This is a genomic window from Hydrogenophaga taeniospiralis (assembly GCF_020510445.1).
In the GTDB taxonomy this organism is placed as follows: Bacteria; Pseudomonadota; Gammaproteobacteria; order Burkholderiales; family Burkholderiaceae_C; genus Hydrogenophaga.
This window is the reverse complement of sequence record NZ_JAHBAG010000001.1, coordinates 5,217,381-5,229,346: the sequence shown is the minus strand read 5'-3', so window position 1 is coordinate 5,229,346 and position 11,966 is coordinate 5,217,381. Positions and strand designations below refer to the sequence as shown.

The window sequence follows — 11,966 nt, the reverse complement described above, 5'->3', positions numbered from 1 at the left end:
GTGGAGCCCCGGGGCCACCCCAAAGGGGTGGGAACGCAAGGGGGCTTGTTTCACTCAGGGAGGGTGCCCGCCGGGCGGCCCAGCCACTTCTTGGCCAGGGCGTCGATCTCGCCCGACTTCTTGGCCGCGATGATGATGTCGTTCACCTTCAGGCGCAGCGCATCCTCGCCCTTGGCCACGCCGATGAAGTTGGGGCTGTCTTTCAGCAGCAGCTTGTATTCGGCGCCCAACTGCGGGTTGCGCGCCATCATGTTGCCGGCCACCGAAGCGCCGGTGGCGATCAACTGGGTCTGGCCCGAGACGAAGGCCGAGACGGTGGCGTTGTTGTCTTCGAAGCGCTTCACGTCGGTCCCGGCGGGCGCGAGTTTGGTGAGTTCCTGGTCTTCGATGGCGCCGCGGGTCACGCCGATGGACTTGCCGGCGAGGTCGGCAAAGCTGGCGACCGTGAGCGACTTCGACGCGAACACGGCCTGGAAGAAGGGCGAGTAGGCGACGGTGAAGTCGATCACGGCCGAGCGCTCGGGGTTCTTGCCCAGGGTGGAGATGACCAGGTCGGCCTTCTTGGTCTGCAGGTAGGGGATGCGGTTGGCGCTGGTCACGGGCACCAGCTCCAGCTTCACGCCGAGCTTGGTGGCGATCAGCTTGGCGGTGTCGATGTCCAGGCCTTGGGGCTGCAGGTCGGTGCCGACGAAACCGTAGGGCGGGAAGTCGGTGGGGATGGCGATTTTGATCGTCTTGGCCTTCATCACGTCATCGAGCGCGGTCTGGGCCTGGGCGGCGCCCAGGCTGGCGAAGGCGGCGAGCGCGACGGCGGTGGCGAGAAACAGGCGTTTGGTGAATTTCACAGCAAGGCTCCTAGGTAGGTTTCGGGGGCGGGAGGGGTGGGTTTGCGGGAGCGGCGGCCGGTCTTTTTGGCGGCACCGGGCGGGTTGCCGGGGGTGGCCTCGTGCAGCGGCGCCAGGGCTTCGCGCAGGTTGGCCAGGGGGTCGTTGGGCGCGTTCAGCCGCAGGGCGGCCTGCACCTGGCCGATGTGCGCCTGCATCAGGCGCTCGGCGTGTTCGGTGTCGCCGCGCTCCAGCGCCTCGACGATGTCCACGTGGTCCTGGCAGGACTGCACCGCGTCGTGCGTGGACTGGTAGAGCATGGCGATGAGCGTGGTGCGGGCGGTGAAGTCGCGCAGCGTGTCGGCCAGCAACTGGTTGCCCAGGCATTCGGCCAGGCAGACATGGAAGTCGCCCAGCAGGTAGCTGCGCTGGCCCACATCGCTGCCCTTGAGGGCGGCCTTTTCCTGCTTGAGGTGCTGGCGCAGGCGCTGCAGCGCGGCCTTGTCCATCGGGCCGGCCTGGCGGATCAGGCCCATCTCGATCACGCGGCGCGCCTCGAAGGCTTCGCGCGCTTCGTCGTGCGAGGGCTGCACCACGTACCAGCCGCGGCGCGAACTCACGGTGACGATGCCGCGCGCGGCCAGCCGCATGAGGGCCTCGCGCACCAGGGTGCGGCTGCAGTCGAACAGGATGGACAGGTTCTGTTCACCCAGGCGCGCACCCGGCGCGAGCCGCTGCGCGAGGATGGCTTCGACGATGCGCTGGGCAATGACTGTGGAATTCACCATGCCGCTTTATATGCGAATTCCGTGCCATGTCATACAAGTCTTGTATGCAAGATATGTGCACCAGTCTTGTGCAAAAGACCGAAGCGGCGGCGCCACATGCACCAGCGATGCGTGTGCGGCAGCCCGGTTGTGGTGCCCCGGCCGGGTGCGTGGGCGGGTGCTCAGTGCGCGGCCATCAGCGCGCGCAGGTCTTGCTCGTAGCCCTTGAGCACGTCGACGGCGTGGGTGCGCTGCTCCGGGCTGGTGCTGTTGTGCAGGGCGGCGAACTGCTCGCAGCCCTCGCGCACCAGGCTTTCGCTGTAGGCGTGAAAGCCGGGCACGGGCGCGCGCATCACGCGGTCGTGCCAGGCGCGCAGGGCCACCACGGCGGCGGCATGGGTCGCCGGGGGCGTCGTGGCGCTGCTGCTGCCGTTGTTGCCGCCCGTGTGGCCAAGCAGGCCGCGCAGCGTCTGCAGCAGATCGCTCTGGCGCCGCAGGCGTTCGGCGTGGACGCGCTGGGGATCGAATGCCGACTGGCGCAACCGGTTGGTGAGCAGGGTGATCTGCGCGTCGTTGAGCGTGCCGTACAGCGTCTCGTAGCGGCTGATCGCCTTGTCCAGCAGCCGGTCCAGGCGCTGCTCGGGGCTGCCGCGCAGATAGTCCTTTTCAAAGACCTGGTTGCTCTTGGCGTAGTGCCGCTCCATGTGTTGCAGCTGATCGGGCGTGAGCTGCAGGGCCAGCCGGGCCAGGGGTTCCAGGCTGCGGTCGATCAGCCGCAGGTAGCTGCTGCGCAAGCGCTCGAACTGGATGCAGGTGATCTGGGCGGTGCTGTCTTTCGCCGCCAGCTGTTGCCACTGCAGCAGCATGCCGGTGTAGATGGGCAGCTCGGTGCTGCGGTGCCAGGCGAAAAAATCGTCGATGTCGCGGCGCAGCTGGACCGACTGCGGGTCGTTCAGGTCGGTGTAGCCATCGATCCACCAGTACACCAGATTGGGCGCCTGGTTGTAGGCCAGACGGGTCGCGCTGCAGGCGCCCAGCAGGAGCGTGAGCAGGGCCAGCGCGAGGGCCAGCACACCATGGCGCAACGAGCGGCGGGAGATAATCCGCGGCAGGTTTTGTCCCAGATTCATTCCGTGGCCCGGCGCGGCCCCAGCAAAGGTGTTCATGACTTTCCCAGTGGATGTGGTGGTGATGGCGGCGGGCAAGGGCACGCGCATGAAGAGCCTGCGGCCCAAAGTGTTGCACCGATTGGGCGGGCGTGCACTGGCCCAGCATGTGATTGACACGGCGGCCCGGATGTCGGCGCGTTCGGTGGTGGTGATCACCGGGCATGGGGCCGATGCGGTGGAGGCCGCTTTGCGCGCGCCCGAGGCCATGGCGCTGCGTTTCGTGCGCCAGGAGCCGCAGCTGGGCACCGGCCACGCGGTGCAGCAGGCTGTGCCGGTGCTGGCGGACGACGGGGTCGTGCTGATCCTCAACGGCGACGTGCCCCTGATCGGGCGCGCCACGCTGGCGGCCCTGCTGAAAGCCTGCGCCGGCCAGCACCTGGCCCTGCTCAGCGTGGACACGGGCGAAGACGCGGGTGGTTACGGGCGGATCGTGCGCGATACCGACGCGGACCGTTCGGTGGTGGCCATCGTCGAAGCCAAGGATGCCGATGCGGCGCAGCGGAGCATCACCGAGTGGTACAGCGGTGTCATGGCTGCGCCGGCCGAGCTGCTCAAGCCGCTGCTGGCCTGCCTGTCCAACGACAACAGCCAGCGCGAGTACTACCTGACCGACGTGGTCAAACACGCGGTGGCGCAGGGCATGTCGGTGCGAGCCATCACCACGCGGGACGCGGTCGAGGTGGCCGGCGTCAACAGCCCGCAGCAGCTCGCGCAGCTGGAGCGGGCCTACCAGCGGCGCGTGGCCGAGGCGCTGATGGAGCAGGGCACCCGCCTGGCCGACCCGGCGCGGCTGGACGTGCGCGGCGAACTGCTGTGCGGCCAGGACGTGGAGATCGACGTCAACTGCGTGTTTGAAGGCCGCGTGGCGCTGGGCGCGGGGGTGCGCATCGGTGCGAACTGCGTGATCGCCAACGCGGTCATCGAGGCGGGCGCGGTGATCCACCCGTTCACCCACATCGACGGCGAAAAACTCGGCGTCACGGTCGGCCGCGGATCGTTGGTGGGGCCGTTCGCGCGCCTGCGTCCGGGCGCGGTGCTCGGGTCCGAGGTGCACATCGGCAACTTCGTGGAGGTGAAGAACTCCACCCTCGCCGACGGCGCCAAGGCCAACCACCTGGCCTACCTGGGCGACGCCACGGTGGGCGAGCGGGTGAACTACGGCGCGGGCAGCATCACGGCCAACTACGACGGCGCCAACAAGCACCGCACCGTGATCGAGGCCGACGTGCACGTGGGCAGCAACTGCGTGCTGGTGGCGCCGGTCACCCTGGGCGCCGGTGGCACGGTGGGTGGAGGCTCCACCATCACCAAGAGCACGCCGCCGGGCGCGCTGTCGGTGGCGCGTGGCAAGCAGGTCAGCCTGCCGAACTGGCAGCGGCCCAGCAAGAACAAGGGCTGAGAACCGGCCCTGCGATCCGGGTCAGTGCGGCCGGGAGCGCTGCGCAGGCGGGCGCTGCCGGTTCTGGCGTTCGATCTCGTCTTCGCCCAGGTTCATCAGCCCGCTCAGCCCCATCACCTCGGAGTCCCGGAAGCTGGTGACCGGGTGCAGCTGGTCGAACTCCGAGATCCGGGATTCCAGCTGTTGCTGGGGAGTTTCGACTTCTTCCTTGGGTTTGGGCTGGGGCAGCGCCGCCAGGTTGAGCTGGGTGCGGAAATCGGCCGGTGAGGGCATGCGGTGGATGCTGTTCTTGAGCAACAGAAAACGCACGCCGGCGGTCTTGAGGATGCGGTTCTTGATCTTCACCTGATGCTCCTTGGCCTTGGCGTTGCTCAGGTGGAACTGCTCGATGTCGAACGCAAACTGGGGGCGACCGTCTTCGCCGCACACCACGAAATCCACCTTCTGGGTCCTCAGTCGCTCCTGGGCGTTCTTGTGGTCGGCGGCACGCCGGACCGAGAGCATGTCCTTGAGCGGCAGGTTGGGCAGCACCACGTGGCCGGGGAAGGTGTCGTGCAAATAGTCCAGCATCTGCACCTGCTCGGGCGTGAGCACGCGCTCGGGGGTGTAGCGGTCATCGCGTCCCGAGCCTTTCTCGGTATTGCGGCGGTAGTAGAGCCAGCCACCCAGCGCGGCCAGAGCCAGCACCACCATGAGAGCGATCCACAGGGCAAACATTCAACCTCCAGTTTGTTGCTGATTCCAGCCAGTTGCTGATTTTTGTGGTCGGATTCTAGGAGCCTGTAACCGGTTTTTGGCCGTTCTAACGCTTTGTTACCGCGCGATGACGGCCTCGCCGACGGGCTGCAGCGCCAGGCGCGGCTCGAATTTGGCCCGCTTGATGCTGAAAAAGCTCTTGACGTTGCGCACGTTGGCATCGCTGGTGAACAGGCGTTGCGCCAGCGCAAGGTAGGCCGGCATGTCCGGCACGTGCACCACCAGCATGAAGTCGGGGCCGGGGCTGACGCGGTAACACTGCTGCACCGCCGCTTCGGCCACGGCGCGCGCCTCGAAGGCGTCCAGCTGTTCGGCGCCCTGGCGTTCCAGTGTGATCTCAAGCAGGGCCGTCAGACCATGGCCCACCAGCGGAGCGAGCCGGTCGGCGCTGAGCAGGGCCACCTGGCGCTCGATCAGGCCCAGGTCGCGCAGGCGCTTGATGCGCCGCAGGCTGGTGGGCGGTGAGAGGTGGGCCAGCTCGGCCAGGGCCTGGTTGCTGCGGGAGGCGTCGGTTTGCAGCAGATCGAGCAGGCGAAGATCGGCGTCGTCTATGTTCATTTATTTTGATTTAAGTAACTTTATGGAATAAAAAACCATAGTCGTCTTTGTATGAAATTATCGGTCATTGAAATTAAAAAAATAGCCTGAAATTTCTTCTTTGGCTGTATAGCATGCACAGCATCGATTTCTCAAGGAGCGCGGTATGTGCGGCATCGTGGCAGGGGTTTCCGGGCGTGACATCGTGCCCGTGTTGGTTCAGGGTTTGCAGCGGCTGGAGTACCGCGGCTACGACTCCTGCGGTGTGGCGGTCTATTCCGATGGTCTGCGGCGCGCGCGCAGCACGGCGCGTGTGGCGGAGCTCGCGGAGCAGGTAAAGGCCGAGGGCATCGCCAGCGGCACCGGCATCGCCCACACGCGCTGGGCCACCCACGGCGCGCCCGTCGTGCACAACGCCCACCCGCACTTCAGCCACGGGCCGGCCAACACCTCCGCCAACGGCACGGCCGGCCACGTCGCCCTGGTGCACAACGGCATCATCGAAAACCACGACGAACTGCGCGCCGCCCTGCAGGCCAAAGGCTATGTGTTCGAGAGCCAGACCGACACCGAAGTCATTGCCCACCTGATCGACTCGCTCTACGAGGGTGACGTGTTTGCCGCGTTGCAGGCGGCGGTGGTGCAACTGCACGGCGCCTATGCGCTGGCGGTGTTCCACAAGGACGAACCGCACCGCGTGGTGGGCGCGCGCGCCGGCTCGCCGCTGGTGCTGGGTGTGGGCGACGGTGGCCAGGAGCATTTCCTGGCCAGCGACGCCATGGCGCTGGCCGGCGTGACCGACCAGATCGTCTACCTCGAAGAGGGCGATCTGGTGGACCTGCAGCTCGGCCGCTACTGGGTGACCGATGCCCAGGGCCGCAGTTTCGACGTGGCCCAGCGCCCGGTGAAGACCGTGCACGCGCACAGCGGCGCGGCCGAGCTCGGCCCCTACCGCCACTACATGCAAAAGGAGATCTTCGAGCAGCCGCGCGCCATCGGCGACACGCTCGAAGGCGTCGAGGGCATCACGCCCGAGCTGTTCGGTGATGGCGCCTACCGCGTGTTCAAGGACATCGACAACGTGCTCATCCTCGCCTGCGGCACCAGCTACTACAGCGGCTGTGCGGCCAAATACTGGCTGGAAGACATCGCGCGCATCCCCACCCAGGTGGAGGTGGCCAGCGAATACCGCTACCGCACGAGCGTGCCCAACCCGCGCACGCTCGTGGTCACCATCACGCAGAGCGGCGAAACCGCCGACACCCTGGCCGCGCTGCGCCACGCCCAGGGCCTGGGCATGCGCCACACGCTGACCATCTGCAACGTGGCCACCAGCGCCATGGTGCGCGAATGTGAGCTGGCCTACATCACGCGCGCCGGGGTTGAAATCGGCGTGGCCTCCACCAAGGCGTTCACGACGCAGCTCGCCGGCCTGTTCCTGCTGACGCTGGCGCTGGCCCAGGTGCGCGGCCATCTGAGCGACGAGCAGGAGGCCCAGCACCTCAAGGCCATGCGCCACCTGCCCGTGGCGCTGCAGGCCGTGCTGGCACTGGAGCCGCAGGTGATCAGCTGGGCCGAAGATTTCGCGCGCATGGACAACGCGCTGTTCCTCGGCCGTGGGCTGCACTACCCGATCGCGCTCGAAGGCGCCTTGAAGCTCAAGGAAATCAGCTACATCCACGCCGAGGCCTACCCCGCCGGTGAACTCAAACACGGCCCGCTGGCCCTGGTCACCAGCGCCATGCCGGTGGTCACCGTGGCGCCCAACGACACCCTGCTCGAAAAACTCAAGAGCAACATGCAGGAAGTGCGCGCGCGCGGTGGCGTGCTCTACGTGCTGGCCGACGCCGATACCCGCATCGGCAGCAGCGAAGGCATCCACGTCATCCGCATGCCCGAGCACTACGGCGCGCTGTCCCCCATCCTGCATGTGGTGCCGCTGCAATTGCTGGCGTATCACACGGCACTGGCCAAGGGCACGGACGTGGACAAGCCCAGGAACCTGGCCAAGAGCGTGACGGTGGAGTGACGGGTTCGGCATCTCGCCCTCGCGCCTGCGCAACCGGTCCGGCGTGCCGGGTCAGGGCACCGCGGAGCTGTCCCCGTCCCATCCGTCGCCAGGGCAGCGCTGCCCACCGCCGTCGGACAACGGCGATGGGCGGCCTGACGCGGACCACGTCAGTTCGTGGGTCAGGCGGCCAGCTTCAGTTGGTCGTGGGGGTCGATGACGAACTTCTTCGGCGCACCGGCGTCGAAGGCCGCATAGCCTCTGGGTGCGTCCTTGAGGGCAATCACCTCGACGCCCACCACGTCGGCGATGTGGATCCGGTCCCACAGAATCGCCTGCATCAGCGCGCGGTTGTACTTCATGACCGGTGTCTGGCCGGTGAAGAAGCTGTGCGACTTGGCCCAGCCCAGGCCCAGGCGGATGCTCAGTGAACCTTGTTTCGCCGCCTTATCGGTGGCGCCCGGGTCCTCCGTGACGTACAGGCCCGGAATGCCGATCTTGCCCGCGGCTCGCGTGACCTCCATCAGTGCGTTGAGCACGGTGGCAGGGGCCTCTTCCTGCGACCCGGCATGACCGTGGCCACGCGCCTCGAAGCCCACGGCATCGATCGCGCAGTCCACCTCGGGTGTGCCCAGGATCTGGGCGATCTGTTCCCCCAGGCTGGCATCCAGGGACAGGTCCACCGTCTCGAACCCGACCTTGCGCGCATGGACCAGGCGCGCGGGATTGACGTCCCCGATGATCACGACAGCCGCACCCAGCAGCCGCGCCGACGCCGCCGCCGCCAGGCCCACGGGGCCGGCACCGGCCACGTACACGGTGCTGCCGGTCCCGACACCGGCCGTCACGGCGCCGTGGTAGCCCGTGGGCAGGATGTCGGACAGGCAGGTCAGGTCGCGGATCTTCTCGACCGCCTGTCCGCGATCGGGGAACTTCAGCAGGTTGAAGTCCGCGTAGGGCACCATCACGTATTCGGCCTGGCCGCCGATCCAGCCACCCATGTCGACATAGCCATAGGCGCCGCCCGCGCGCGACGGGTTGACGCTCAGGCAGACGCCGGTGTGCTGTTCCTTGCAGGTGCGGCAGCGCCCGCAGGCCACGTTGAAAGGCACCGACACGATGTCGCCGCGCTGCAGCGTCTCGACATCGCGCCCGACTTCGAGCACCTCGCCCGTGATTTCGTGGCCCAGCACCAGACCGGCCGGGGCGGTGGTCCGGCCGCGCACCATGTGCTGGTCAGAGCCGCAGATGTTGGTGGTGAGCACCTTCAGGATCACCCCGTGCTGGGCGGTGCGTCCCATCGGGTTCAGGAGTTCGGGAAAAGGGATGGACTGGACCTCGACGTGGCCCTGGCCCAGGTACACGACACCGCGGTTGGTTGACATAGTTGTCTCCTCTGTTGGATGGGGGGATTCCCCCTGCCACTCTTGCAGATTGAGGAGAAGCGACTTGCCTCGATGCGACGCCGAGTTGTGTGGCGGCGGCAGGACTCCCTGCGGGTCAGGCCACGCGGACCAGCTTGGGCGGGCTCTTCGTCGCAGATGTGCGGCCGGCACTCGCCTTGTCGGCCTGCTGGCGACGTTCGTCGCTGGGGGCGTGGCCGAACAGGCTGCGGTAGGCCTTGCAGAAGTGTGACGACGACTGGAAGCCGCAGGCCACGGTGACCTGCATGATGGGCTGGCTGCTGTGCGTCAGCAATTCCTGGGCGCGGCGCAGCCGCAGGTTCATGTAGTACTGGGCCGGGTTCATGCTGAAATAGCGGTTGAACAGGCGTTCGAGCTGGCGCAGCGACAACCCGACCAGACCCGCCAGCTCGATCAGCGACAGAGGCTCTTCGATGTTGGCGGCCATGATCTCGGCAGCCTCGGTCAGATGCTGGTAGCCGGGGCCGATGCATTCGGGCTGCGGGATGCGCTGGCGGTCGCTGCTGGCGCGCAGCCGCTCCACGATGAACTGTTCGGACACGGCCATCACCAGCTTGGGCCCATGGTGTCCGCGGATCAGGTGCAGCACCATGTGAAGAGGTGCCGTGCCACCCGAACAGGTGATGCGGTCGCGGTCGAAGATGAAGACCTCGGGCGTGAACCGCACCTTGGGAAACTCTTCGCTGATGGCCGCCAGGTTTTCCCAGTGGATGGCGCAGCGGTGGTTGTCCAGCAATCCCGCGCTGGCCAGGGCAAACGACCCGGTGCACAGAGCGCCCATGGCGGCGCCCCGGGCGGCGCACTGGCGCAGCAGCCGGCGCACCGGATCGGTGGTGGCCTGGCGGATGTTGAGGCCACCACAGACCAGCACGAGGTTGCAGGACGCCAGGTCCTCGGCGCTGCCGTTCGACGAGACGGTCAAGCCATTGCTGGCGACCGGTTGCGACGGCTCGGCCTGGACGACCGTCCACCGGTACAGCGTGCGGCGGCTGATGTAGTTCGCCATGCGAAGCGTCTCGACCGCGTTGGCAAAGGCGATCATCGAGAAGTCGTGGAGCAGAACGAAGCCCACATGGAAGCCTTCCTGGACAGGCGTCTCGCGGGGGAGGGAGGAGTCGACAGGGAGGTGTGTCATCGTTCGCTCGCTTGGCTGCTCAGCTCTGCTTGTTCTCTCGGGCCGCGCCGAAGCTCTCGGTGATGCGGTCCAGGATGATGGCGAGCAGCACCACGGCCAGCCCACTCTCGAATCCCAGGCCGATGTCCAGCCGCTGGATGCTGGCGAGCACGTCGTTGCCCAGTCCGCCGGCGCCGACCATCGACGCAATGATCACCATCGAGAGCGCCATCATGATGGTCTGGTTGACGCCGGCCATGATGGTGGGCAGGGCGATGGGCAACTGCACCTTGAACAGCAACTGGGTCGACGTGCATCCAAAGGCATTGCCGGCCTCCACCTGCTCGGCACTCACCTGCCGGATGCCCAGGCTGGTCAGGCGCACCACCGGCGGCATGGCGAAGATCACCGTGGCCAGGATGCCTGGCACACGACCGAGACCGAACAGCATCGCCGCCGGGATCAGGTAGACGAAGGCCGGCATGGTCTGCATGAAGTCGAGCATCGGCCGGATGACCGCATTCACGCGGCGCGCGCGCGAACACCAGATGCCCAGCGGGATGCCGTAGAACAGGCTGATGAACGTCGCCGAGAGCGTCAGCGCCAGGGTGACCATGGTCTGCAGCCAGAACCCGGTCACGACGATCAGCGCCAGCGCCAGCGCCACGAACGTGCCGAACCGCCAGCTCACCCTGCGAACGCTCACCCCCACCGCCACCAGAATCACCAGCCAGAACGGGATGGACAGCATCGCGGTTTCGACCCACTGGGCGAACTGTTCGACCACCAGGCCGATGCCGTTGAACACGGCGGCGCCATGTTCCAGCAACAGCTGCACCCCGGCGTTGACCCAGCGCCCGAGGGGCAACATGTTTTCGGAGGCCTGGGTTACCTGTGAAAGCAGATCAGACATGGCGGGCCTCTTGTTCGATTTTCTGCAGCAGACTGCGGGCGGAGATGGACCCCAGCAAGCGATTGGCCCCGTCGAAGACGCCCACCGGTTGCTCGATGCCCAGCACGATCTTCATGGCTTCCGGCAGGGGGGTCTGGGCGGAGATGCGGTGGCCGCCGTTGAATATCTGGCCCTGCAACGAGGCGTCCAGCAGGTCCCCGGCCGTCAGGTAGCGCGAGGTGTCCACGCCCTTGAAGAACCGGCGCACGTAGTCGTTGGCCGGCCGGGTGATGATTTCGTGGGCCGTGCCCTCCTGCACCAGGTTGCCGCCTTCCATGATGCCGATGCGGCTGCCGATGCGCAGCGCCTCTTCGAGGTCGTGCGAGACGAAGATGACGGTGCGCCGGTGCTCGAGTTGCAGGTCCAGCATGAGCGACTGCATTTCCACACGCTTGAGCGGATCGAGCGCGGAGAAGGCCTCGTCCATCAGCAGGATCTGCGGATCGACGGCCAGCGCCCGGGCCAGCCCCACGCGCTGCTGCATGCCACCGGAGAGTTGCGCCGGGTACTTGGCGGCGTAGGTTTTCAGGCCCACCTGTTCCAGCACCTCCATGGCCCGCGATTCGCGCGTCTTGCGGTCCACCCCCGCCATTTCAAGACCGAAGGCCGCGTTGTCCAGCACGCTGCGGTGCGGCATGAGGGCGAAGGATTGAAAGACCATGGCAACGCGCCGGCGCCGCCATTTGACCAGTTCGTGTTGCGGCAAGGCGGCGATGTCTTCGCCGTCGATGTTGATCGAACCGGACGAGGGTTCAACCAGGCGGTTGATCAGCCGGATCAGGGTGGACTTGCCAGAGCCCGACAGTCCCATCAGCACATAGATGTCGCCAGGCGCCACATCAAAGCTGACGTTGTTCACCCCGACCACATGGCCGGTTCGGGAAAAAACCTCGTCTTTGCTGAGCCCCTGGGCCAACAGCTTCTGCGCTTCTGAAATGTTGTTGCCGAATATCTTGTACAGACTTCGAACACTGACTTTGGGTTTCTGCATCGTGGGCCTCTGGTGGTCTTCCGTC

11 protein-coding genes are annotated in these 11,966 nt (G+C 66.6%); 2 read left to right on the top strand and 9 right to left on the bottom strand.

From position 1 onward, the window contains the following. Nucleotides 1–50: 50 nt before the first annotated feature. The 3 genes from KIH07_RS25040 to KIH07_RS25030 all read right to left on the bottom strand — a co-directional run bounded on the left by KIH07_RS25040 (nt 51) and on the right by KIH07_RS25030 (nt 2,757). Nucleotides 51–845 (bottom strand): transporter substrate-binding domain-containing protein, encoded by a 795-nt coding sequence (locus tag KIH07_RS25040; protein WP_226494551.1) that lies wholly within the window; start codon nt 843–845, stop codon nt 51–53. Further along, a complete protein-coding gene (locus tag KIH07_RS25035; RefSeq protein ID WP_226494550.1) occupies nt 842–1,612 on the bottom strand; it encodes a GntR family transcriptional regulator in 771 nt (256 codons plus the stop codon). Before KIH07_RS25035 ends, KIH07_RS25040 begins: the two co-directional genes overlap by 4 nt. Nucleotides 1,613–1,773: 161 nt before the next feature. After that, nucleotides 1,774–2,757: a DUF6279 family lipoprotein gene (locus KIH07_RS25030; protein WP_226494549.1), complete on the bottom strand. Its 984-nt coding sequence runs from the start codon at nt 2,755–2,757 to the stop codon at nt 1,774–1,776. Between KIH07_RS25030 and glmU the strand changes: the two genes are divergently transcribed. Then, entirely contained in the window at nt 2,756–4,159 is a 1,404-nt protein-coding gene (glmU, locus tag KIH07_RS25025; RefSeq protein WP_226494548.1) for a bifunctional UDP-N-acetylglucosamine diphosphorylase/glucosamine-1-phosphate N-acetyltransferase GlmU, read from the top strand. The two genes, KIH07_RS25030 and glmU, sit on opposite strands and share 2 nt — an antisense overlap. Nucleotides 4,160–4,180: 21 nt before the next feature. Here the strand turns inward: glmU and KIH07_RS25020 are convergent, their stop codons facing one another. Both KIH07_RS25020 and KIH07_RS25015 read right to left on the bottom strand, forming a co-directional pair. Then, nucleotides 4,181–4,876, bottom strand: a complete 696-nt coding sequence (locus KIH07_RS25020) for a DUF2726 domain-containing protein (protein ID WP_226494547.1) — start codon at nt 4,874–4,876, stop codon at nt 4,181–4,183. 96 nt (nt 4,877–4,972) lie between these two features. Next, nucleotides 4,973–5,473: an Lrp/AsnC family transcriptional regulator gene (locus KIH07_RS25015; protein ID WP_226494546.1), complete on the bottom strand. Its 501-nt coding sequence runs from the start codon at nt 5,471–5,473 to the stop codon at nt 4,973–4,975. Between the two features lie 145 nt (nt 5,474–5,618). Here KIH07_RS25015 and glmS point away from each other — a divergent pair, with 145 nt between their 5' ends. Next, nucleotides 5,619–7,481 carry a glutamine--fructose-6-phosphate transaminase (isomerizing) gene (gene glmS, locus KIH07_RS25010; RefSeq protein ID WP_226494545.1) on the top strand — a complete coding sequence of 621 codons (1,863 nt, stop codon included), beginning with the start codon at nt 5,619–5,621 and terminating at the stop codon, nt 7,479–7,481. A 161-nt stretch (nt 7,482–7,642) separates the two neighbouring features. Here the strand turns inward: glmS and fdhA are convergent, their stop codons facing one another. The 4 genes from fdhA to KIH07_RS24990 form a co-directional block, all read right to left on the bottom strand. Further along, on the bottom strand, nt 7,643–8,845 hold the full coding sequence (gene fdhA, locus KIH07_RS25005; RefSeq protein ID WP_226494544.1) for a formaldehyde dehydrogenase, glutathione-independent: 1,203 nt from the start codon (nt 8,843–8,845) through the stop codon (nt 7,643–7,645). Nucleotides 8,846–8,960: 115 nt separating this feature from the next. Further along, nucleotides 8,961–10,019, bottom strand: a complete 1,059-nt coding sequence (locus KIH07_RS25000; protein ID WP_226494543.1) for a GlxA family transcriptional regulator — start codon at nt 10,017–10,019, stop codon at nt 8,961–8,963. A gap of 19 nt (nt 10,020–10,038) precedes the next feature. Then, entirely contained in the window at nt 10,039–10,911 is an 873-nt protein-coding gene (locus tag KIH07_RS24995) for an ABC transporter permease (protein WP_226494542.1), read from the bottom strand. Then, nucleotides 10,904–11,941, bottom strand: a complete 1,038-nt coding sequence (locus tag KIH07_RS24990) for a quaternary amine ABC transporter ATP-binding protein (RefSeq protein WP_226494541.1) — start codon at nt 11,939–11,941, stop codon at nt 10,904–10,906. Before KIH07_RS24990 ends, KIH07_RS24995 begins: the two co-directional genes overlap by 8 nt. Nucleotides 11,942–11,966: the final 25 nt, after the last annotated feature.

Bases quoted from the DNA above. Each gene is read 5' to 3' on its own strand.
- KIH07_RS25035 (WP_226494550.1), bottom strand. From the start codon at position 1,612: ATGGTGAATTCCACAGTCATTGCCCAGCGCATCGTCGAAGCCATCCTC.
- glmU (WP_226494548.1), top strand. From the start codon at position 2,756: ATGACTTTCCCAGTGGATGTGGTGGTGATGGCGGCGGGCAAGGGCACG.
- KIH07_RS25030 (WP_226494549.1), bottom strand. From the start codon at position 2,757: ATGAACACCTTTGCTGGGGCCGCGCCGGGCCACGGAATGAATCTGGGA.
- KIH07_RS25020 (WP_226494547.1), bottom strand. From the start codon at position 4,876: ATGTTTGCCCTGTGGATCGCTCTCATGGTGGTGCTGGCTCTGGCCGCG.
- KIH07_RS25015 (WP_226494546.1), bottom strand. From the start codon at position 5,473: ATGAACATAGACGACGCCGATCTTCGCCTGCTCGATCTGCTGCAAACC.
- glmS (WP_226494545.1), top strand. From the start codon at position 5,619: ATGTGCGGCATCGTGGCAGGGGTTTCCGGGCGTGACATCGTGCCCGTG.
- fdhA (WP_226494544.1), bottom strand. From the start codon at position 8,845: ATGTCAACCAACCGCGGTGTCGTGTACCTGGGCCAGGGCCACGTCGAG.
- KIH07_RS25000 (WP_226494543.1), bottom strand. From the start codon at position 10,019: ATGACACACCTCCCTGTCGACTCCTCCCTCCCCCGCGAGACGCCTGTC.
- KIH07_RS24995 (WP_226494542.1), bottom strand. From the start codon at position 10,911: ATGTCTGATCTGCTTTCACAGGTAACCCAGGCCTCCGAAAACATGTTG.
- KIH07_RS24990 (WP_226494541.1), bottom strand. From the start codon at position 11,941: ATGCAGAAACCCAAAGTCAGTGTTCGAAGTCTGTACAAGATATTCGGC.